Source organism: Stenotrophomonas muris (genome assembly GCF_052751275.1).
This window is the reverse complement of sequence record NZ_CP199879.1, coordinates 2,201,763-2,223,629: the sequence shown is the minus strand read 5'-3', so window position 1 is coordinate 2,223,629 and position 21,867 is coordinate 2,201,763. Positions and strand designations below refer to the sequence as shown.

Sequence of the window (21,867 nt, the reverse complement as noted above, 5' to 3'; positions counted from 1 at the left end):
CCTACATGCCCGGCAGTGCGGCGGCATAGCCACCAGAGGACGGTGAATCATCCACAATCAGTGCGCCCATGTGTCGATCGCGTTTCAGCCGTTGCACCCGCCACATTCGGCGGTTGATGCTGTCCGCTGTGTTCGCCGTCACACAATCGACGACATCCTGCTGTTGCACGCGCCTGTCCAGGTCCTTGTCGCAGATGCCGCTGACCCGCACCGTGCGCGGGTTTCGCCGCGGGTATTGGCGATTTCGGAGGCAGCTTCGGCGTGGCATGGGTTTGCATCGATCCAGTGGATTATCTCCGACAGGCACTGCGGAGTCCGCCCGGTATATGCTGATGCGATTGGCGGTAGCATCCTTCTTGATCCGTATTGCATCCAACCTGGAGGTCAGTGTGAGAAGTTTCCGAATTCATGCATTTGCTGGTGCATTGATGTTGGTGCCGGTATCCGTTTTTGCTTTTGCCCCGAGTGACGACCATGGAATCAAGTTGGCCGGCCAAGGACTCGGCCAGTCGATTCCGCAGGCACAAGACCTCAGCGTGGATCCCGGCTGGTTGGTCTATGGGTTCGAGCGCGATGGCATGGATTATTTCCAGGTAAACGATCTCGCAGGGCACGTGCACATCGTGATCGGCAATGCTGCCGGCACGTTCTGGGTGCTGCCGGCAGGTGACCCGTCTGCGAAGGTGTCGTTGCCGGAGCAGCGCCTGCCTGTTCCCGCCAAGGCCACCAGAACGGTTGTCTATCGGGCCCCCGCATTCACGCTGGTCAGATATGCAAGCGGAGCTGATGTGTTGTGGGCAGTAGAGGCACCCTGATACTGACAGTTGCCGGGATATCGGCCAGCTTCAGTATCAGACTGCATGGGCACCCGGTGTTCGCCGGGTGCCCATGACGCCCTGGGCCAGGGGGACGAGCGGGACGTTATGCGATTCTGCTGTGTTGGTTCGATCCGGTCGCTTGACTGTGAAATGCACTACTGCAGCGCAGAGGGTGCGGGGCAGCCGTACCGCGATGGAGTACTGGCTACTGCCTCCAGTCTGGTTTCGCGGTCGAGGAACAGAATCCTGACCCGGTTGCGATAGCAGTCAACGGTCCCGTCATAGGGGAGGGTTCGCCCGGTCAGTCGCTCGAACGCTGCCATCGTTGTCTGCTTGGAAAGGCGTCTGCGCTGTTCCAGCAGTGACACGACCATGAGGATTCCGCGCCTGGAGCCCATTCTGCCGCACCTTGCACGAATGCGAATCTGACCACCTTCATGCTTGAGAAGAATGGAGACCGCGTCAATCAGTGTCCGGTAAGCGGCCAATTGCAGTTCCACGCTCAGGTTGCAGGGGTCGCCTTTCAGATCCGGGCGGAGAACGCGCTCCGTCAGCTTCCACGACTCACGGATGCCACCCGCCTGCAGGGCCACGTAAAGCCCAAGATGCTCCAGGCCCGAGGGATAGACCATGCTTGTCTGTTCGCGAAAGAGCCGCGAATGTACATTCGAGGTATGCAGAAGGCTGTTGGCCACTGCGTGATGTCCCTGGGCCTTGAGCCATTCGGCCAGCTCAACCAGCGACGTATCAATGCCGTCGCCGAGCTTGCGAAGGTGCAGGGCACGTTCACGCAGCTCCATCTCGCTGGCCAATTGCGAGCTCCTCGCCAGATGGATGGCGTCCCTTTCCCCCATCTCGCGCAGCCTGTAACGGTGGTAGAAGTGGGTGATGCGTGATCCGAGCAGCAGCAATACGATGCCGCTGATCGCCATGATCTGCTGGGTGATGAAGGCCGCTGGATCGAATGCGGTGGGATGGGTGTTGGGCGTGGTCAGGCCGATGACCATGTTGAGCACCGGCACTGCAAGGGCAGCCCCCTTCCAGCCATACAGGCAGGTAAGCGCGGCCGCGGGGAGTGCCAACAGCAGCAGGAACGTTGCCTTCAATGCAATCCAGTCTGCGGGCAGTTGAGTCGCTGCTATCCCGATCAGCAGCATCGATGAAAGTGCTGCCAGCATCGGGGTCTTTCGTCGAGCGTTCCACTCCTGCCCCACGTCCTGCCGCGCCCACAGCATGGCGATGGGGGCCACCGTCAGAATGCCGATGAAATCACCCACGCTGAAGCGCGCGGCATTGGTCAGGAAGGGTGTGGAAGGAGGTGTTGGCCAGAGCAGATGGGAAAAACTGAGGTTGAGCAGAGTAATAACGACGCTGGAAGCGGCGGCAATCAACAAGAGGCCGATCGTCTGCGACTCCGCCATCAGTCGCCGTTGCAGCTTCACAATCAGCATCACCGCTGGCATGAGGAATGCGGAGGCAACAATGACCCATGTCAGGCCGTACTTCTCGATCATCGGCACGCGGGACTGTGCAAAGTACGCATATTCGCCCAGCAGCAGGTAGGGCCACAGGCGCGGCGGGCACAACAGCACGGCTGCCACCCGGATGCCGGCTGGCAAATAGAACTGATCCAGCGACAGCTGTCGGGTTGCCCAATAGGCCACTGCATAAAGCAAGGCAATCATCAGGCCAGCCGGACGAATGCGCACCTTCAGCAACAATCCTTCTTTCCACCAGTCCAATCGCACGTCCCCCTCTCCTACGTGTCCCCTGTCAGCATCCATTCGCCGCGGGGCCCGGTTTCTCAGGACGGTATCGGTCTGCGAACGATTATGCAATTGCATAGCTGCGCATTTAGGAAATTGTCCAGCCATCCATCACAGATGTCGCGTGAAAATCTGTGACGTGTGCAGCACGATCAGCGCTGCGGTACGTTTGTCAGAACGTTCAATACAGGTGGAGATGCAGAATCTTCACCACAACGCATCCCGCAGCTTGTACCAGGACATCGCCGCCACCAGCAGCGGCGTGCGCAGCAGCCGGCCGCCGGGGAAGGGCGCATGCCGAAGGCGCTGGAACACGTCCAGGCGCTCGCTCTGGCCGGCAATGGCGGCGGCGATCACCTCGCCGGCCAGCCCGGCGGCGGCCACCCCATGGCCGGAGAAGCCCTGCGCGAAGTACAGATTGCCGTCCAGCCGGCCCCAGTGCGGGGCGCGGTTGCGGGTGATGTCCACGTAGCCGCCCCAGACCTGGTCCAGGGCCACGTCGGCCAGCTGTGGGAACACCTGGTGCATGCGCCGCTGCATCACCCCGCGCAGGCCGGGTGGGGGCAGCGCCGAGTAGCTGGCGCGCCCCCCGAACAGCAGCCGATGGTCATGGCTGAGGCGGAAATAGTCCAATGCCCAGGCGGTGTCGGCCACGGCCATGTCGTTGCCGATCAGGGCGCGGGCGCGCTCGGCCCCCAGCGGCGCGCTGGCGCCGATATAGGTGCCGACCGGCATGATCCGCCGTTCCAGCTCGGGCAACAGGCCCTGCAGCCAGGCATTTCCGGCCACCACCAGATGCGCGGCGCGTACGCTGCCCTGCGCGGTGTGCAGGGTGGGCTGCGGTCCGCGCTGCACGCGGGTTACCGCCGAATCCTCGTGGATCACCACGCCGGCCGCGCGCGCCGCATCGGCCAGACCGCGCGCATAGGCCAGCGGGTGCAGGTGCGCGCTGAGCGGATCGAACATCGCGGCACGATAGCGCGGGCTGTCCAGCTGCGCGCGCAGGGCGTCACGGTCCCACCACTGCATGGGGTAGTCGTAATGGCGTTGCAGGTGCTCGCAGTTGGCCCGCAGCTCGCGCTCATGGCGTTCGCGGATGGCGACGCTGGCGTGGCCTTCCACCCAATGGCAGTCAATGCCGTGGCGATTGATGCGGGCGCGCATCGCCTGCACCGCGTCGCGCGACCAGTCGAACAGGTGGCGCGCATCATCACGACCGAGCTGACGCTCCAGTTCGTCCACCTCGCAGCCATAGCCGACCAGCGCCTGCCCGCCGTTGCGGCCGGACGCGCCCCAGCCGATCCGCTGCGCTTCCAGCACTACCACGCGCCGGCCACGTGCCGCCAGTTCCAGGGCTGCGGTCAGGCCGGTATAGCCGGCGCCCAGCACCGCAACGTCGGCCTGCACATTACCCTGCAGCGGGGGCAGTGCGGGCGGTTCGGGCAGGCTGGCGGCGTACCAGCTGGGCGGGAACGCGGCGCTCACTGCAGGCCTCGCGGGTGCAGGGCGGGAGGGCGGAGCGGGGCAGGTCGATCGGCGTTCACCCCGGTAGTTTCGCCGATGCGTGACGGCTGTGGTGTGACGGCACCGACTTGCCGCCTTCGCCGGGCGACGGGTAACGTGTCGGCACGCCAAGGAGTTTTCCCATGCGCCGCCTGCCCTGGGTGGGCCTGCCCACCGACAGCACCGTGCTCGGCCATCACCGTTTCGTGGTGGCCGGCGAGAAGTACGTGCGCGCGCTGGCCGAGGCGGCCGAGGTGACTCCGGTAGTGTTGCCGAGCCTGCAGCCACCGCTGCCGGCCGGCGACTGGCTGCAGGGGCTGGATGGCCTGCTGCTGACCGGCGCGGTCAGCAATATCGAACCGCAGCACTATGAAGGTGGTCGCAGCTGGCCAGGCAATCCACATGACCCGGCCCGCGATGCCAATGCCTTTGCGTTGCTGCACGAGGCACTGGCGCTGGACCTGCCGGTGCTGGCGATCTGCCGCGGCTTCCAGGAGTTGAACGTCGCGCTGGGCGGCAGCCTGCATCCGCAGGTGCACGCGGTGCCTGGCCTGGCCGACCATCGCGAAGAACCGCAGGCGCCGGTGGAGGTGCAGTATGGGCCGGCGCACGCGGTCACGCTGGCCGCCGATGGCTGGCTGGCGCAGTGGCACGGCAGTGGCCGCGCGCAGGTCAATTCGGTACACGGGCAGGGTGTCGCCCGCCTGGCGCAGGGGCTGCAGGTCGAGGCCGTGGCCGACGATGGGCTGGTCGAAGCGGCACGCAGCCTGCACCATCGTTTCGCGCTCGGCGTACAGTGGCACCCGGAGTGGCGTGTCATGCAGGCGCCGTTCTATCACGCTATTTTCCGTGCGTTCGGCCAGGCTTGCCGGCAGCACCAACAGAACCGACTGGATTCCCGATGAGTTCCCGAACGCGCCCGCGCAAGACGGCCACGCCCCCCGCACCGCAGGAAAGCACGCTGCTGCGCTGGCTGAAGGAGCGGCGCATCACCGAGGTGGAATGCCTGGTGCCGGACATCACCGGCAACGCGCGCGGCAAGATCATTCCCGCCGACAAGTTCTCGCACGACTACGGCACGCGCCTGCCTGAGGGCATCTTCGCCACCACCGTCACCGGCGAGTTCCCTGACGATTATTACGAGCTGACCTCGCCGTCGGACTCGGACATGATGCTGCGCCCCGATCCGGACACGGTGCGCATGGTGCCGTGGGCGGCCGACGCCACCGCGCAGGTCATCCACGATTGCTACACCAAGAGCGGTGAGCCGCACGAACTGGCGCCGCGCAACGTGCTGCGCCGCGTGCTGGCAGCCTACGCCGAGCTGGGCCTGCGCCCGGTGGTGGCGCCGGAACTGGAGTTCTTCCTGGTGCAGAAGAACACCGACCCGGACTTCCCGCTGCTGCCACCGGCCGGCCGCTCCGGGCGCCCGGAGACCGCGCGGCAGTCGTACTCGATCGATGCGGTCAACGAGTTCGACCCGATCCTCGACCTGATGTACGACTACGCCGATGCGATGAAGCTGGACGTGGACACGCTGATCCACGAGTCCGGCGCGGCGCAGCTGGAGGTCAACTTCACCCATGCCGATGCGATGGACCTGGCCGACCAGGTGTTCCTGTTCAAGCGCACCATGCGCGAAGCGGCGATGCGCCACGGGGTGTATGCCACGTTCCTGGCCAAGCCGATGGAAAACGAGCCGGGCAGTGCCATGCACATCCACCAGAGCCTGGTGCGGGTGAGCGATGGCAGCAACGTGTTCGCTGGCGAGACCGATGCCGAGGGCGAGTTCAGCCCGGTGTTCGGGCACTACCTGGGCGGCCTGCAGAAGTACGCACCGCAGGCGATGGCGTTCTTCGCGCCGAACGTGAACTCCTACCGCCGGCTGGTGTTCGGCGAAGTCTCGCCGAGCAACGTCCACTGGGGTTTCGACAACCGCACCTGCGGCCTGCGCGTGCCGCTGGATACGCCGGAGAACATGCGCGTGGAAAGCCGTTTCGCCGGGTCCGATGCCAATCCCTACCTGGCGATGGCCGCGACCCTGGCCTGCGGCCTGTTGGGCATCCGCGAGCGGCTGGCACCGGATGCGCCGGTGACCGGCAGCGCCAAGGAACTGGGCTACGACCTGCCGCGCTCGCTGGGCGAGGCGCTGGACGGGCTGGAGCGGTGCAGCGAGCTGCAGGCCCTGCTGGGTGAGCGCTTCTGCCGGGCCTACATCTCGGTCAAGCGCAAGGAATACGAGACCTTTTTCCGCGTCATCAGCTCGTGGGAGCGCGAGTTCCTGCTGCTGAACGTCTGAGCATCCGGAATAGAAAAATCCGCCGCCGGGGGGTAGGCTGACACCCGTCGCCGGCCCCGCCGGCCCCCCCTTCCCGCATTCTGGAGCACCCGATGAAGCTGCGTATCCTCACGCTCGGCCTGGCCTCCGCCATGCTCGCCGCCTGTGGCGGTGGCAATGGCGGCGCGCAGGACAGCCAGGTCCTGAACGTCTACAACTACAGCGATTACATCGCCGAGGACACCATTCCGACCTTCGAGAAGGAGAGCGGGATCAAGGTGACCTACGATGTGTTCGACAGTGACGAGATGGTCGAGACCAAACTGCTGGCCGGCAACAGCGGCTATGACGTGGTGGTGCCGACCCTGAACTTCTTCGGTCGCCAGATCCAGGCCGGTGTGTTCCTGCCGCTGGACAAGAGCAAGATCCCGAACCTGGCCAACCTCGATCCGGCGGTGATGAAGCGCATCGCCACCCAGGACCCGGGCAACCAGTACGGCGTGCCGTACATGATCGGCACCACCGGCATCGGCTACAACGTGGACATGCTGAAGCAGCGCTTCGGCGGCAGCGCCGACATCGCCAACAGCTGGGACCTGGTGTTCAAGCCGGAGAACATCAGCAAGATGAAGGACTGCGGCGTGACCATCCTGGACACGCCAGCGGACATGATCCCGATCGCACTGCATTACCTGGGCCTGGACCCGCACAGCGGCGACCCGGCCGAGCTGCAGAAGGCCGCCGACCTGCTGAAGTCGATCCGCCCGTACGTGCAGAACTTCCACTCCTCGCAGTACGTGGGTTCGCTGGCCAACGGCGGTACCTGCCTGGTGGTCGGCTGGTCGGGTGACATCATCCAGGCCCGCGACCGCGCCGAGGAAGCCAGCAATGGCGTGCACGTGGCCTATTCGATCCCGAAGGAAGGCGCACCGCAGTGGTTCGACATGCTGGCGATCCCGAAGGACGCCAAGCATCCGGAAGCCGCGTACGCCTTCATCAACTACCTGCTGCAGCCGAAGGTTGCCGCGGCCAACACCAACTTCATCCACTACGCCAACCCGGTGCCGACCGCGACCCCGCTGGTGGACGAGGCGATCCGTACCGACCCGACCATCTACCCGCCGGCCGACGTGGCCGAGAAGATGTTCACCTACTCGATCAACACGCCGGAGACCGACAAGCTCTACACCCGGCTGTGGACCGAGGTGAAGACCGGGCGCTAAGGGCTGGCTGGCAGGTGGGTGCCGACCGTTGGTCGGCATGCTTTTCCGGCGGGGCCGACCAACGGTCGGCCCCCACCAGATCTGCAGATCCTCCCGGCCCGGTGGGTGCCACCCGTTGCCGTCATATCCCCTGCAGCCCCCGGCCGTTAGAATGGCGGCCGCTGTCCACCGCCCGCTCCCGGAGCCCCCATGCCCGTTGAAGCCCAGCCGGTAGCCGCCGTCGTCGACACGACCGGTGCGCCCGGCTATCTCTCCATTCGTGATTTGCGCAAGGAATTCGACGGTTTCGTCGCCGTCGACGACGTCAATCTGGACGTGCGCAAGGGCGAGATCTTTGCCCTGCTCGGAGGCTCCGGCAGCGGCAAATCGACCCTGCTGCGCTGCCTGGGCGGCTTCGAGACGCCCACCAAGGGCAGCATCACCGTCGATGGCCAGCGCCTGGACGCGCTGCCGCCGTACCAGCGGCCGGTCAACATGATGTTCCAGTCCTATGCCCTGTTCCCGCACATGACGGTCGAACAGAACATTGCCTTCGGCCTGAAGCAGGATGGCCTGGGCAAGGACGCGATCAGCAAGCGCGTCGGCGAGATGCTCGACCTGGTGCAGATGGGCCACCTGGGCAAGCGCAAGCCGCACCAGCTGTCCGGTGGCCAGCAGCAGCGCGTGGCGCTGGCGCGGTCGCTGGCCAAGGGGCCGAAGCTGCTGCTGCTGGACGAGCCGATGGGCGCACTGGACAAGAAGCTGCGCTCGCAGATGCAGCTGGAACTGGTCAGCATCATCGAATCGTCGGCCGTGACCTGCGTGATGGTCACCCACGACCAGGAAGAAGCGATGACCATGGCCACCCGCATCGCGGTGATGGATGCCGGCTGGATCCAGCAGGTCGGCAAGCCGGACGAGGTCTACGAGCAGCCGGCCAACCGCTTCGTTGCCGAGTTCATCGGCTCGGTCAACCTGTTCGACGGGGTGATCGACGAGGACCTGCCCGAATACGTGACCGTGCGCTCGCCGCTGTTCCCGGCACCGATCTACATCGCCCATGGCATCACCTGTTACGAAGGGCAGCCGGTCGCATTCGCGCTGCGCCCGGAAAAGGTGATGATCGGCAAGGACGAGCCGGAAGGGCACACCAACAAAGCGCAGGGCGTGATCGAGGACATCGCCTATTTCGGCAGCCATTCGGTCTACCACGTGCGGCTGCCCAGCGGCGCCAAGGTGCTGGCCAACTTCGCCAACTCGCAGCGCTGGGCCAGCGACGGCCTGACCTGGGGTGACAGCGTATGGGTGCACTGGCGCGACAACGACGGCGTGGTGCTGACCTCATGAGCGTCGCCGGCCTGAAGCGCTGGCTGCCGGGGCTGCGTGCCACGGTGATCGGTATTCCGTACCTGTGGCTGCTGCTGTTCTTCGCAGTGCCGTTCCTGATCGTGCTGATGATCAGCTTCTCGCTCAGCCGGGTCGGCTCGCCGCCGTATACCTGGCTGCTGCAGTACGCCGACGGCGGCTTCTCGCTGAAGCTGAACCTGGAGAACTACCTGGCGCTGTTCCGCGATTCGATCTATGCGCAGGCGTTCCTGAGCTCGATCAAGATCGCGGCGATCGCCACCTTCTTCACCCTGCTGATCGGCTATCCGATGGCCTATGCCATCGCGCGCCTGTCGCCGGCCGCACGCAACGTGGCGATGATGCTGGTGGTGCTGCCGTCGTGGACCTCGTTCCTGATCCGCGTGTATGCGTGGAAGGCAATCCTGGACCGCAATGGCCTGCTTGACCAGTTCCTGCAGTTCACTGGCCTGCAGACGCTGATGACGTCGATGGGGCTGCCGAAACTGCAGCTGATCGATACGCCGACCGCCGCCTATATCGGCATCGTCTACTGCTACCTGCCGTTCATGGTGCTGCCGCTGTACGCCAACCTGGTCAAGCATGACCACCGCCTGCTGGAAGCGGCCTACGACCTCGGCGCCAAGCCGTGGCAGGCGTTCCTGCGCATCACGTTGCCGCTGTCGAAGGCCGGCATCATCGCCGGCTGCATGCTGGTGATGATCCCGGCGGTGGGTGAGTTCGTGATCCCGGAAATGCTCGGTGGTTCGGAGACGCTGATGGTCGGCCGCCAGCTGTGGAACGAGTTCTTCAACAACCGCAACTGGCCGGGCGCTTCGGCGATGGCGGTGGCGATGATCCTGTTGCTGCTGGTGCCGATCCTGCTGTTCAACCGTTCCCAGCAGCGCCTGCTGGAAGGGAAGCAGGCATGAGCCCGCGTACCGCCAAGGGCCTGGGGCTGGGCGTGCTGCTGCTCGGCTTCGCCTTCCTGTACCTGCCGATCCTGTTGTTGATGTTCTACTCGTTCAACAGCTCGCGGCTGGCGATGGTCTGGGCCGGGTTCTCCACCCGCGCCTACAGCGACCTGTTCGCCGACCGCGCGCTGATGGACGCGATGTGGACCAGCCTGGTGGTGGCGTTCTGGACCGCCTGTACCGCCACCGTGCTGGGTACGCTGGCGGCGATGGTGATGACCCGCTTCAAGCGATTCCGTGGCAAGCCACTGTTCGGCGCGCTGGTGACCGCGCCGCTGGTGATGCCGGACGTGATCCTGGGCTTCTCGCTGATGGCGCTGCTGGCATCGATGGGCGCGATTCCCGGCTTCCCGGCGCGTGGCCTGGCCACCATCTGGATCGCGCACGTGACCTTCACCCTCTGCTTCGTCACCGTGGTGGTGTCCTCGCGCCTGCAGGAAATGGACCTGTCGCTGGAAGAAGCGGCGATGGACCTGGGCGCCAGCCGGTTGACCGTGTTCACCCGCATCACCCTGCCCATCATCGCGCCGGCGCTGGTGGCGGGTTGGCTGCTGGCCTTCACCCTGTCGCTGGATGACGTGGTGGTGGCCAGCTTCGTGGCCACGCCGGGCTCGACCACGCTGCCGATGAAGGTGTTCGCTTCGGTGCGCATGGGCATCAGTCCGAAGATCAACGCGTTGGCCACGCTGTTGGTGTCGGCGGTGTCGATCGCTGCGGTGATCGGCTGGTACATCAACGCCCGCGCCGAGAAGCGGCGCCAGCGCGACCTGCAGCTGGCGCGGCAGGACAACGGCTGAGTACACGGCCTGTCGACAGCGCCGGCAACATCCGGCTCACGGACAGCGGCGCACAATGGGGGTCTTCCAGATGGAGATCCCCCATGACCGTCGAGATCATCGACCCGGCCACCGGCCAGGTGACCTACCGCCATGAACTGATGGGCGCTGCTGACATCGAGCAGCGCCTGCAGGCTGCCGCCGATGCCTTCCCCGGCTGGGCCGATCGCTCGCTGCAGGATCGCGGTGCCGTCCTTCGCCAGATCGCCGCGCAGCTGCGCACGCGTCGCGACGACCTGCAGCAGGCGATGACCCATGAGATGGGCAAGCTCAAGGCCGAGGCGCTGGCCGAGGTCGACAAGTGCGCTGCCGCCTGCGAGTACTACGCCGACCACGCGGCCGACTATCTCAAGCCGCAGCTGATCGACACCGAAGCCCAGCGCAGCTATGTGCGCTACGAGCCGATCGGCTGCGTGTTCGCGGTGATGCCGTGGAATTTCCCGGTCTGGCAGGTGTTCCGCTTCCTGGCACCGGCGTTCATGGCCGGCAACGTGGCCCTGCTCAAGCACGCCAGCAACGTGCCGCAGTGCGCCGACCTGATCCTGGCGGTGTGTCGTGACGGAGGCCTGCCTGAGGGCGTGTTCGACGTGCTGCACATCGACAACGACCAGGCTGCCGAGGTGCTGCGCGACGCACGCGTGAAGGCGGTGACGCTGACCGGCAGCGAACGGGCAGGGCGCTCGATCGCGTCCACTGCAGGCAGCCAGCTGAAGAAGTCGGTGATGGAGCTGGGTGGCAGCGATGCCTTCGTGGTACTCGACGATGCCGACCTCGACAAGGCCGTGGCGGCGGCGGTGAAGTCGCGTTTCGACAACAGCGGGCAGACCTGCATTGCGGCCAAGCGCTTCATCGTGGTCGATGCGGTCGCCGATGACTTCACCCGACGCTTCGTTGAAGCCGCGGGCCAGCGCCAGTATGGCGATCCCAGTGAGCGTGGCACCACGCTGGCGCCGATGGCCCGTGCCGATCTGCGCGACGAACTGCACAAGCAGGTGCAGGCCAGCGTCGCCAAGGGCGCGCGCGTTCTGGTCGGCGGCGAGCCCATTGCCGGCACCCATGCGGGCTATCCGGCGACCGTGCTCGATCAGGTCGGCCCAGGCATGCCTGCCTACGACGAGGAGCTGTTCGGGCCGGTGGCTGCGGTGATCCGGGTCAAGGATGAGGCCGAGGCGCTGCGCGTGGCCAACGACACCCGCTTCGGCCTGGGCGGCAGCGTGTGGACGCGCGACCCGGTGCGCGGCGAAGCCTTCGCGCAGCGCATGGAATGCGGCGCCGCGTTCGTCAACGCCATCGTCAAGAGCGACGCTCGGCTGCCGTTCGGTGGCAGCAAGCAGTCCGGATTCGGCCGGGAGCTGGCCGACCACGGCATCCACGAGTTCATGAACATCAAGACCGTCTACGTGGCTTGATGCCGAAGGGTAGTGCCGGCCGCTGGGCGGCATTGCCCTGGTTGCCGGCCAGCGGCCGGCACTACCAGAAGCGGGGCATGTGCCACGACCAACGGTCGCGGCCTACCGGATTGCCGGGTATCGACGCCCCCGTGCATGGTGGGTATCGACGCCCCCGTGCATGGTGGGTATCGACCGTTGGTCGATTCGCGCTACAGCCACTTCGCGCGCTTGAACAACCGGTACAGGCCCACGCACACACCGCCCACGCCGACAATCATCAGCGGATACGACCACGGCTGGCTCAGCTCGGGCATGTGGCTGAAGTTCATGCCGTACCAGCTGGTGATCAGCGTCGGCGCTGCCAGCAGTGCGGCCCATGCACCCAGGCGCTTGACCGTCTCGCCCTGCGCCAGCGTCACCAGCGACAGGTTCACGCTCAGTGCGGTGCCCAGCATCTCGCGCAGGGTGTCGATCACATCGCTGATGCGTACCGCGTGGTCATGCACGTCGCGCACGTAGAGCTTCACTTCATCGGGAATCAGGTCACCCTGGTAGCGGCGCAGCTGCGCCAGCACATCCTGCAGCGGTGCCACCGCCATCCGCATCTTGTTCAGTTCGCGCTTGAGCTCGTAAAGCCGTACCACCGTGCTGCGCTTGTAGCTGTCGGCAAAGATGTCCTTTTCCAGCAGGTCCAGGGTGTCGCGGAAGCGGTGCACGATCGGCAGGTAGTTGTCGACCACGAAGTCGGTCACCGCGTACAGGCAGTACGACGGGCCCATCTTCAGCAGCTGCGGTTCACGCTCGACCCGTGCACGCACCGGGGCGTAGGACAGCGAGGCGCCGTGGCGCACCGTCACCAGGAAACGCGGGCCGAGGAAGGCGTGGGTTTCGCCGTACTGGATGCGTTCGTCCACCATCTGCGCGGTGGTCACCACCACGAACAGCGAATTGCCGTAGGTCTCGACCTTGGGCCGCTGGTGCGCATTGCGCGCGTCCTCGATGGCCAGATCGTGCAGGCAGAACTCTTCCTGCAGTTTCAGCAGCACATCGTCGTTGGGGTCGTACAGGCCGACCCAGACGAAGCCGTTGCCACTGGCAATGACATCGCTGATGGCATCCAGGCTGATGTCGTGGCGTTTGCCGTCGTCATCGTAGTGGACGCAGTTGATGACGCAGGCGGGGTTGGCCGAGGCAGGGGCGGAAGCGGAGGCGGGCAATGACATGCCCGCCATCGTGCGTCAGTGCCGTGTTTCGGACAAGTGAGGACGGCGCCCCAGTACCCACGCCAGCGCGACGTGGACGGGCAGCAGCAGCACGATCCACTGCACGTTGTACTGCGCCTGCAGGCTCAGCCAGTGCAGCACCAGCGCCGCCACGGCCTGCACCGCCAGCAGCCACAGCACGACCCTGAACATGCGGCCCGGCGCGCGCCGGCGCAGCAGCGCGATCGCGCCTGGCAGCAGCAGCACGGCCAGTGGCGAAAGCAGCAGCAGGTTGCGGTTGGCCCAGGCGGCGTAGTGGGTGCTGAAGCCCCACAGGAACGCCAGCAGGCTGCCGGCGATGGCACACAGCAGCCAGAACGGCAGGGCCAGCCCGGCCAGCAGGCGCGGGCGGTTGCGCAGCGCCAGCACGCCGCCGGCCACGACCAGCCCAAGCAGCAGCCACGGCCACCAGCGGCGTGCGAATTCCTTCGGCTCCGGGTCGATGCGGTGCGGCAGCAGTTCCTGTTCGGACTGCACCAGCGGCCGGCCATCGCTGTTGCGCGCCTGGCGCAGCGCATCGGCCAGGCGCATCGGCACGAAGGCTTCCTGCCAGCGCGACAGCGGCTGGTCGGCGAACGGCCCGAGGCCGACATCGAAGCCCAGCCACATCCATGGTGCCGGCGAGGCCAGGCGCACCGATTCACTGCGGTAGGTATTGCCGCGCGAGCGCCCCGACAGCTGCGACTGCAGGCCGCCACCCAGCGCCTTGTCCACCGTGTCGCGTACCATCGTGGCGCAGTTGGCGGTGTAGTAGTCGTAGTGGTAGCGCGCGTTTTCCGGCTTGGCCCGCTCGGCCAGGTCGGCGGCCAGTGCACGTGCCTGCTCCGGGCGCAGGTCCAGCCACTGCACGCTGGCGCCACGGCCGGTCTCGTCGTAGTACGACAGATCCTGCTGCAGCGGCAGCGCCACCAGGTAGTACATCATGTCGCCGCGCACGAAGCGGCTGATGAAATCGTCCTCGGACGGATCGAAGTAGCCGAAGTTGTACGAGGTCGCTTCGCCGCTGAGCGGATCGATCACGACGATGGCGTCGTGGCCGAAGCGCTCGAAGAACACCGTGCCCGGCTGCATGGTCACCACCCCGATGCGCGGGGCGGGAGCCTCGGCGCTGGTGGCGGGTGCAGCAGGTTCGGGTGCCGCCGGCTGCGCGAAGGCGGCCAGCGGCAGGGCCGTGGCCAGCACGCACAGTGCCAGCCACAACCTCAGGCGCAGTGCCAGGAGGGCGCCGCGCTTCAAGCGTCGTCCTGCGCGTCCGGCGGCAGCACGGTCACGTGGAAGGCCTGGACCCGGCGCGCATCGGCGCGGGCCACGCGGAACATGAAGCGGTCCAGCGCCAGCTCGTCACCGACTTCCGGCAGGTGGCCCACGGCCTCGGTGACCAGGCCACCGATGGTGTCGTAGTCCTCGTCGGAGAAGGTAGCGCCGAAGCGTTCGTTGAAGTCGCCGATCGGGGTCAGCGCGTCGACCACGTACTGGCCGTCGGACTGGATGGCGATCTGCGCCGACGGATCCTCGGCCTCGTCATGCTCGTCGTCGATCTCGCCGACGATCTGTTCCAGCACGTCCTCGATGGTGACCAGGCCGGCGACACCGCCGTACTCGTCGACCACGATGGCCATGTGGTTGCGTGACAGGCGGAATTCCTTCAGCAGCACGTTGAGCTTCTTCGCCTCCGGGATCAGCACTGCCGGGCGCAGCAGCTCGCGCACGTTGGCCGGGCCGTTGTCGGCGACCACGCCGCGCAGCAGGTCCTTGGCCAGCAGGATGCCAAGGATGTCGTCCTTGTTCTCGCCGTGCACCGGGAAGCGCGAATGGCCGGATTCGACCACCTGCTTCATCAGTTCCAGGAAGGGCGCTTCGACCGGCAGCGAAACCATCTGCGAGCGCGAGATCATCACGTCGCCCACGGTCAGCTCGGCCACCGAAATGGCGCCTTCCATCATCTTCAGGGTATCGGCGGCGATCAGGCCCTCTTCCTGCGCGGTGTGCAGGACAGCGACCAGCTCGTCGCGGGTATGGGGTTCGCCGGAGAAGGCGGAGGTCAGGCGTTCAAGCCAGCCGCGCTTCTTTTCACTGGGCTCCTGTGCGGAGCTACTACTGTCGTCTTCTGACATCTCTGGAAAAAGGGCACCCGGCAAGCCGGGCGTTGGCCCAAGTCTAGCAGGATGTGGCGGCCTGTCAGTGACCGTCGCTGCCCGGTCCGGTGATCGGCGGCGGGGCCAGTTCAGGCCGGGCGGGGGCTTCTTCCTCGGGCAGGTCCAGGCTGTAGGTGCAGCCGGCCAGGGTTTTGCCGGGATGGGAGGCCACGGTGGAGACGCTGAGGATGATCGACTCGATCCGGGCCTCGCCGGTCTTCGGATCGGTCACGTCGCGGCTGACCAGCTCGCGGCCGGCCATGAACTTGCCGTCCTGGTCGTAGCCGGTCTCCAGCCCCAGCTGCCTGGCCAGCGGCCGCGGATCGGCCTGGTCGAGGATCGCCATGACGCTGGACCCGGCCACGGCGACCCGTTCGGTGCGGGCGCCGAACACGCTGATCGGCTGGGCCAGCCGGTACTCGCTCATGAACTGGTTGCCCTGCGGCAGCGGCTGCAGGCCGTGGGCGACGGCTTTCAGCGGATCAGCCAGCAGGGGCGCCAACGCGGCCTGCTCGGCCACGCCCTGGCGGCATTCAATCAGGGCCGGCAGGTCCAGGGCAGCGGCCGGGGCGGACACGGCGAGCAACAGGGGCAGGGCAATACGCAGCACGGGCACGGGATCCGCAACGGAAGGCAGGCCGGTGATCGTACCGGTCCCGGCCAGCCATCGCGAGCGCCCCAAGGCAATCAGGGCGGATGCCTGCGCGTGGTCGCTGGGTACCAGCGCAGCCTGACCGGGTAGCCCAGTTGCACTTGCAAGTGGTCGCGCACGGCCGCCGCCGTCGCGCGGTTGGCCGGGGTATCGCGCAGCTCAACCTCCAGTTCCCCGGTCGTGACATCCAGGCTATAGCCGAACAGGTCGGGCAGCTGGGCCAGCAGCCAGTCCCGCTGTGCGTGCAGGCGGCGCTGCATCTCCGCTTCGGTCATCGCGGCGCCGGTGATGTAGCGCACGCGTTGCGGGCCATCCGCCCCTGGATGTGTCTCATCGGCCGCGGGTGCTGGGCCAGTCAGTCGAACGACGACGTTCCAACCTGCCGCGTTGTCCACCCAGATTCCGGCGAGGCGTGCCGCGTGGCGCGCTTTCAAACGTTCCATCAATGCGTGCTGCTGCGCCTCGGCGACCGCCTGACGCGCCGTCTGTTGGCTGACGTCAAAGAACGCCTGCACCTCGGCGACCTTGGCGGCAATGTCGGCGGCGCTGTCGCTGGCCGGGAACGGCGACGGTCGTTCCCGGCCGGGGTCGATGCCCGGGGCAGTGGTCACCTGCAGAAGAGCGGCGATGAGTGCGGGCAGCAGCGCGATGGGCGCGTCCTCCGTGAAGATCCCGGTGTGCGTGGGCCTCAGCGCTCGCCGGCGTAGGGGTCGGCGATGCCGAGCTCGGCCAGGATCTCGCGCTCCAGCTGTTCCATGGCGTCGGCTTCCTTGTCGTCCTCGTGGTCCCAGCCGAGCAGGTGCAGCACGCCGTGCACGGTCAGGTGTGCGTAGTGGGCGTTGAGCGCCTTGCCCTGTTCATCGGCCTCGCGGGCCACCACCGGTGCGCAGATCACCAGGTCGCCCAGCAGCGGAAACTTCACGCCCTTGGGCAGCCCTTCGGGCACTTCGGCCGGGAAGCTGAGCACGTTGGTCGCGTAATCCTTGCCGCGATAATGGCGGTTCAGTGACTGCCCTTCCTTGGCATCGACCACGCGGATGGCCAGGTCGGCCTCGCGGATGCGGCCTTTCAGCGCAGCAGCCACCCACTTGCGGAAGCTGACCGCCGCCGGCAGGCCGGTGCGCGGCAGGGCATAACTGACGGCGACGTCCAGTCGCACGGGACCACGGGTCATGGAGTTGCTCCAGGTTGGATCTGATGCAGGTCACGGCGATCGTAGGCGCTGACGATGCGCGCCACCAGCGGGTGGCGGACCACGTCGCGCGACTCGAAGAAGGTGAAGCTGACGCCCTCGACCTCGCGCAGCACGTCGATGGCATCGCGCAGGCCGGACTTCACGTGCTTGGGGAGATCGGTCTGGGTCAGGTCGCCGGTGACCACGGCGGTGGAACCGTAGCCGAGGCGGGTCAGGAACATCTTCATCTGCTCGATGGTGGTGTTCTGTGCTTCGTCCAGGATCACGAAGGCATCGTTGAGCGTGCGGCCACGCATGTAGGCCAGCGGCGCGATTTCGATGACGTTCTTTTCCAGCAGCTTGACCACCTTCTCCACGCCCATCATCTCGTAGAGGGCGTCGTACAGCGGTCGCAGGTAGGGGTCGACCTTCTGGCTCAGGTCACCGGGCAGGAAGCCCAGCTTCTCGCCGGCCTCCACCGCCGGGCGCACCAGGATCAGGCGCTGCACCCGTGATTCGTTCAGCGCTTCGACCGCGCTGGCCACGGCCAGGAAGGTCTTGCCGGTGCCGGCCGGGCCGATGCCGAAGTTGATGTCATGCGTGGCGATCTGGTGCAGGTAGCGGCCCTGGTTGACACCGCGACCGCGCACCGTGCCGCGCTTGACCTTGATCGCCACCTCCTGCGCTTCGTAGGAGCGTTCGGCGATCTGCTCGACGTTGGCCTGCGCCAGGCGCAGGTGGATGGCGTGGTTGTCGAAGGTGGTTTCGCCGGCTTCGGCGTACAGCGCTTCAACCAGCTTCTGCGCCTCGACGATGGCTTCGTTGGGCCCGCTGATGCGGAACACGAAACCGCGGTTGGCGATCTCCACGCCGAGCTTCAGCTCGATCTGGCGCAGGTGCCCATCGAAGGGGCCGCACAGGTTGGCCAGCCGCTCGGTGTCTTCCGGCGACAGGGTGAAGTCTCGATGTTCGATGCTTTTCATTGCCTTGGGTGGGGCGGAAGCCTTCCACCGCAGTGTATTCAGGGAGGACAAGGGTAGCGCGCGCAGCGGGCGCGCGGCCAGCACGGGGTCGATACATGCTTTTCCACACCCGGTGTGGACGGGGGCTGCGGAAACCTGTGGATAGACCTCTACAGTGCTTGTGCCACAAGCGTCATGAGGGGGTGGTGAAAAAATCGTCACGGACCCGGGCGTGCCGGCACCCGCAGGACGGGCGGACCGGGAGGGAGGGCACGTCGCAGCGCGTGGCCGAGAACTTCCCGGGCACGCCGGCGTTCTTCGTGATCGCAGCGCAGGTTCCGCTGCCAGGCGAGCAACAGGATCCCGTGTTGCCGGTTTTCCACACCGGTTGTGGAATGATGCCGAATCAACCTGTGGATAGGTGGCGCGGAGCCTTGCAGCCAAAGGCTCGCCAACGCGTGGTGAAAAAACCGTCAGGGCTGATCGGAATCATAGAGGGTGCACGGGGCGGATGGCACCGTGGCGCCGTCGCAGGAGGGGATGGCATGGGCATCGGCAATGGGATGCGTGGAATCGGATTGGTGGGTATCGGCCTGCTGGCCGGGTGTGGGCAGGCGCCGCCTGCAGCGCTCGGCACGCTGGAGTGGGACCGGATCACGGTGCCGGCGCCGGCGGCCGAAGTGATCGCCACGGTGGAGGTGCGCGAGGGGCAGCAGGTCAAGGCCGGAGCAGTGCTGATGCAGCTCGACCCCGCCCGCGGCGACGCGCAGTTCGCCGCGGCGCAGGCCGACACGGTGCGCGCGCAGGCCCAGTTGGAAGAACTGAAGATCGGCCCGCGCCAGGAACAGATCGCGCAGGCCCAGGCGCAGCTGGCCGCGTTGCGCGCGCAGTCCGCCGAAGCCACGGCCTACTACCGTCGGGTGCAACCGCTGGCACGCCAGCGCCTGATCGCCGCCGCCGAGCTGGACCGTGCACGGGCGGCTGCCGGCAGTGCCGAGGCCAGCGTGCGGGCCGCCGAGCAGGCCTGGCTGGAACTGGTGCACGGCAGCCGCGCGCAGGACATCGCCCAGGGCCAGGCGGCCGCCGATGCCGCGCAGGCGCAGCAGGTGGTGCAGGGCGTCAACCTGCAGAAGCTGCAGCTGCGCGCGCCGCGCGATGGTATTGTCGATGCCCTGCCTTACCGGCAGGGTGACCAGGCGCCGATCGGGGCGCCACTGGCGGTGATGCTGGTCGGCGAGCGCCCCTATGCACGCGTCTACCTGCCGCAGCCGCTGCGCCTGCAGGTCAAGGTCGGGCAGGCTGCGCAGGTGCAGCTGGAAGACGGCAGCACCGTGCTGAAGGGGCACGTGCGCTCAATCCGCAGCGAGCCCTCGTTCACCCCGTACTACGCACTGACCGGTGATGACGTCGAGCGCCTGAGCTATCTGGCCGAGATCGAAGTGGACACGGCCACCGACATGCAGAAGCTTCCGGCCGGACTGCCGGTGCAGGTGCGCTTCTGAACACCGGCGACGACATCGCGGTGCATGCGCAGGGCTTGACCCGCCGCTTCGGCGATCTTCTGGCCGTGGACAATGTCGACCTGACTGTGCCGCGCGGGCAGGTGTACGGCTTCCTGGGGCCCAATGGATCCGGAAAGTCGACCACCATCCGCATGCTGTGCGGCCTGCTGGAACCGAGCGCTGGGCAGATCCAGGTGCTGGGGCTGCAGGTTCCCGAGCAGGCCGAAGCACTGCGCCGGCGCATCGGCTACATGACCCAGCGCTTCTCGTTGTATGAGGACCTGTCGGTGCGCGAGAACCTGGAATTCCTCGCCGCCATCCAGGATCTGCCACGCGCGCAGGCCCGGCAGCGGGTCGACGAGCTGTTGCAGCAGTACCGTCTCCTGGACCGGCAGCCGCAGCTGGCCGGAACCCTCAGCGGTGGCCAGAAGCAGCGCCTCGCCCTGGCCGGCGCCGTCGTGCACGCGCCCGAGCTGCTGTTCCTGGACGAGCCGACCAGCGCGGTCGATCCGGAATCGCGCCGTGATTTCTGGGAAGCCCTGTTTGAACTTGCCGACGCCGGTACCACCGTGCTGGTGTCGACCCACTACATGGACGAGGCCGAGCGCTGCCACCGGCTGGCAATCCTGGACCGTGGTGCGCTGGTCGCCGATGGCACGCCGGCTGAGCTGTGCGCACGGCTGGACGGCCGCACGTTGCAGGTCACGTCGTCGCAGCCGCGGCAGGCCAGCCGCGCACTGTCTGAGCTGCCCGGTGTGCTGAGCGTGGCGCAGATCGGCACCCAGCTGCGCGTGCTGTGCAATGAGGGCGCAGCGGACGTCGCAGTGCTGGCCCGTGCACTTGCCAACGCTGACCCGCAGGCCCGCATCCAGACGGTGGCGCCGAACCTGGAAGATGTGTTCGTGGCCGCCACCCGTGGCCGCGGCCGGGAGCCGGCGGGATGAACCTGCGCCGGCTGTGGGCGATCATGCTCAAGGAGCTGCGGCAGCTGCGCCGCGACCGCATCACGCTGGCGATGATCGTTGGCATTCCGGTGATGCAGCTGTTGCTGTTCGGCTATGCGATCAACCTCAACCTGCGTCATCTCGATGCGGGTGTCGCCGATCAGGCCAACAGCGCCGCTTCGCGCGCGCTGGTGCAGGACATGGTGGCCACCGGCGTGATCACGCCGCGCAGCGAAGCCTACACGCCTGCCCAGCTGATGCAGGCGCTGCGCCGTGGCGAGATCAGTGTCGGCATCGTGGTGCCGGCCGACTTCGAGCGTCGCCGCTTCGATGGACGCGAGGCGGTGCAGGTGCTGGTCGATGGCAGCGACACCGTGGTGCAGAGCGCGGCGATCCAGCTGGCGCAGGTGCCGCTGGACACGCGCCCGACCAGCAACACCCGTCCCCTGCGCGAAGGCAGCATCGCCAGTGGTCCGGTCAGCGTGACCAGCTTCTACAACCCGCAGCGGCGCTCGGCGGTGAACATCGTACCGGGCCTGATCGGGGTGATCCTGACCATGACCCTGGTGATGTTCACGGCGGTAGCGGTGGTGCGCGAACGCGAGCGCGGCAACATGGAACTGCTGATCGCCACGCCGGTGTCGCGCAGCGAGCTGATGGTCGGCAAGGTGCTGCCCTATGCGGCCATCGGCCTGCTGCAGACCACGCTGGTGCTGGTGCTGGGCACCTGGCTGTTCCAGGTACCCATTCGCGGCAGCCTGCTGGACATCTATCTGGCCGCGGTGCTGCTGGTGCTGGCCAACCTGGCGCTGGGCCTGCTGATCTCCACGCGTGCGCGCTCGCAGTTCCAGGCGATGCAGATGACCCTGTTCCTGTTCCTGCCGTCGATCCTGCTGTCGGGCTTCATGTTCCCGTTCGCTGGCATGCCGCGGCCGGTGCAGTGGCTGGCCGAGGTGCTGCCGCTGACCCACTTCCTGCGCCTGGTGCGCGGCATCATGCTGCGCGGCGCCTCATTGTGGGAGCTGTGGCACGACGCGCTGGCGCTGCTGGCCTTCATCGTGGTGATGATGACCCTGGCCATCCTGCGTTTCCGCAAGCGCCTGGATTGAAGGCAGGGGGTCGGA

The 21,867-nt window shown here is 66.6% G+C and carries 21 protein-coding genes; 11 read left to right on the top strand and 10 right to left on the bottom strand.

What is annotated here, in order from left to right:
- Window position 1 precedes the first annotated feature (1 nt).
- Window positions 2-169, bottom strand: coding sequence for a hypothetical protein (locus tag ACUVWL_RS10365; RefSeq protein ID WP_157806038.1), 168 nt, complete (start codon window positions 167-169; stop codon window positions 2-4).
- Window positions 170-356: 187 nt separating this feature from the next.
- Here ACUVWL_RS10365 and ACUVWL_RS10360 point away from each other — a divergent pair, with 187 nt between their 5' ends.
- On the top strand, window positions 357-815 hold the full coding sequence (locus ACUVWL_RS10360; RefSeq protein WP_229767378.1) for a hypothetical protein: 459 nt from the start codon (window positions 357-359) through the stop codon (window positions 813-815).
- Between the two features lie 158 nt (window positions 816-973).
- On the opposite strand, the gene ACUVWL_RS10355 is transcribed toward ACUVWL_RS10360, so the two are convergent.
- Window positions 974-2,566, bottom strand: coding sequence for an MASE1 domain-containing protein (locus ACUVWL_RS10355; protein WP_049405548.1), 1,593 nt, complete (start codon window positions 2,564-2,566; stop codon window positions 974-976).
- Window positions 2,567-2,791: 225 nt separating this feature from the next.
- Window positions 2,792-4,069: an NAD(P)/FAD-dependent oxidoreductase gene (locus tag ACUVWL_RS10350; RefSeq protein ID WP_445979149.1), complete on the bottom strand. Its 1,278-nt coding sequence runs from the start codon at window positions 4,067-4,069 to the stop codon at window positions 2,792-2,794.
- A 161-nt stretch (window positions 4,070-4,230) separates the two neighbouring features.
- Here ACUVWL_RS10350 and ACUVWL_RS10345 point away from each other — a divergent pair, with 161 nt between their 5' ends.
- From ACUVWL_RS10345 to ACUVWL_RS10315, 7 genes are all read left to right on the top strand, one after another.
- Window positions 4,231-4,992, top strand: a complete 762-nt coding sequence (locus ACUVWL_RS10345) for a gamma-glutamyl-gamma-aminobutyrate hydrolase family protein (protein WP_445979148.1) — start codon at window positions 4,231-4,233, stop codon at window positions 4,990-4,992.
- Complete coding sequence (locus ACUVWL_RS10340) at window positions 4,989-6,386, top strand: glutamine synthetase family protein (protein ID WP_046429791.1); 1,398 nt, start codon at window positions 4,989-4,991, stop codon at window positions 6,384-6,386. The genes ACUVWL_RS10345 and ACUVWL_RS10340 overlap by 4 nt, the downstream gene beginning before the upstream one ends.
- 92 nt (window positions 6,387-6,478) lie before the next feature.
- Window positions 6,479-7,588, top strand: coding sequence for a polyamine ABC transporter substrate-binding protein (locus ACUVWL_RS10335; RefSeq protein WP_014646565.1), 1,110 nt, complete (start codon window positions 6,479-6,481; stop codon window positions 7,586-7,588).
- A gap of 189 nt (window positions 7,589-7,777) precedes the next feature.
- A complete protein-coding gene (locus ACUVWL_RS10330; protein WP_049442229.1) occupies window positions 7,778-8,914 on the top strand; it encodes an ABC transporter ATP-binding protein in 1,137 nt (378 codons plus the stop codon).
- Window positions 8,911-9,843, top strand: coding sequence for an ABC transporter permease subunit (locus ACUVWL_RS10325; RefSeq protein ID WP_049442230.1), 933 nt, complete (start codon window positions 8,911-8,913; stop codon window positions 9,841-9,843). The genes ACUVWL_RS10330 and ACUVWL_RS10325 overlap by 4 nt, the downstream gene beginning before the upstream one ends.
- Entirely contained in the window at window positions 9,840-10,682 is an 843-nt protein-coding gene (locus ACUVWL_RS10320) for an ABC transporter permease subunit (protein ID WP_005415928.1), read from the top strand. Before ACUVWL_RS10325 ends, ACUVWL_RS10320 begins: the two co-directional genes overlap by 4 nt.
- 83 nt (window positions 10,683-10,765) lie before the next feature.
- Window positions 10,766-12,130 (top strand): NAD-dependent succinate-semialdehyde dehydrogenase, encoded by a 1,365-nt coding sequence (locus ACUVWL_RS10315; RefSeq protein WP_169410621.1) that lies wholly within the window; start codon window positions 10,766-10,768, stop codon window positions 12,128-12,130.
- 191 nt (window positions 12,131-12,321) lie between these two features.
- On the opposite strand, the gene ACUVWL_RS10310 is transcribed toward ACUVWL_RS10315, so the two are convergent.
- The 7 genes from ACUVWL_RS10310 to ACUVWL_RS10280 form a co-directional block, all read right to left on the bottom strand.
- Window positions 12,322-13,344 carry a magnesium and cobalt transport protein CorA gene (locus ACUVWL_RS10310; protein ID WP_014646569.1) on the bottom strand — a complete coding sequence of 341 codons (1,023 nt, stop codon included), beginning with the start codon at window positions 13,342-13,344 and terminating at the stop codon, window positions 12,322-12,324.
- Between the two features lie 6 nt (window positions 13,345-13,350).
- Complete coding sequence (locus ACUVWL_RS10305) at window positions 13,351-14,610, bottom strand: lipoprotein N-acyltransferase Lnb domain-containing protein (protein ID WP_445979147.1); 1,260 nt, start codon at window positions 14,608-14,610, stop codon at window positions 13,351-13,353.
- The gene (locus tag ACUVWL_RS10300; RefSeq protein ID WP_014036584.1) at window positions 14,607-15,488 is read right to left on the bottom strand and encodes an HlyC/CorC family transporter; all 882 of its coding nucleotides are present in this window, start codon (window positions 15,486-15,488) and stop codon (window positions 14,607-14,609) included. The genes ACUVWL_RS10305 and ACUVWL_RS10300 overlap by 4 nt, the downstream gene beginning before the upstream one ends.
- A gap of 64 nt (window positions 15,489-15,552) precedes the next feature.
- Complete coding sequence (locus tag ACUVWL_RS10295) at window positions 15,553-16,119, bottom strand: hypothetical protein (protein ID WP_014646571.1); 567 nt, start codon at window positions 16,117-16,119, stop codon at window positions 15,553-15,555.
- Between the two features lie 77 nt (window positions 16,120-16,196).
- Window positions 16,197-16,772: a hypothetical protein gene (locus ACUVWL_RS10290; RefSeq protein WP_014646572.1), complete on the bottom strand. Its 576-nt coding sequence runs from the start codon at window positions 16,770-16,772 to the stop codon at window positions 16,197-16,199.
- A gap of 77 nt (window positions 16,773-16,849) precedes the next feature.
- Entirely contained in the window at window positions 16,850-17,335 is a 486-nt protein-coding gene (gene ybeY / locus ACUVWL_RS10285) for an rRNA maturation RNase YbeY (RefSeq protein WP_014036587.1), read from the bottom strand.
- Complete coding sequence (locus ACUVWL_RS10280; protein ID WP_069117297.1) at window positions 17,332-18,318, bottom strand: PhoH family protein; 987 nt, start codon at window positions 18,316-18,318, stop codon at window positions 17,332-17,334. The genes ybeY and ACUVWL_RS10280 overlap by 4 nt, the downstream gene beginning before the upstream one ends.
- Window positions 18,319-18,842: 524 nt before the next feature.
- On the opposite strand from ACUVWL_RS10280, the gene ACUVWL_RS10275 reads away from it, so the two are divergent.
- From ACUVWL_RS10275 to ACUVWL_RS10265, 3 genes are read left to right on the top strand one after another with little or no spacing between them, the layout of a single operon-like run.
- Window positions 18,843-19,799, top strand: coding sequence for an HlyD family secretion protein (locus ACUVWL_RS10275; RefSeq protein ID WP_069117295.1), 957 nt, complete (start codon window positions 18,843-18,845; stop codon window positions 19,797-19,799).
- Window positions 19,800-19,819: 20 nt separating this feature from the next.
- Window positions 19,820-20,743 (top strand): ATP-binding cassette domain-containing protein, encoded by a 924-nt coding sequence (locus ACUVWL_RS10270; protein ID WP_445979146.1) that lies wholly within the window; start codon window positions 19,820-19,822, stop codon window positions 20,741-20,743.
- On the top strand, window positions 20,740-21,852 hold the full coding sequence (locus ACUVWL_RS10265; protein ID WP_032960915.1) for an ABC transporter permease: 1,113 nt from the start codon (window positions 20,740-20,742) through the stop codon (window positions 21,850-21,852). Before ACUVWL_RS10270 ends, ACUVWL_RS10265 begins: the two co-directional genes overlap by 4 nt.
- Window positions 21,853-21,867 lie beyond the last annotated feature (15 nt).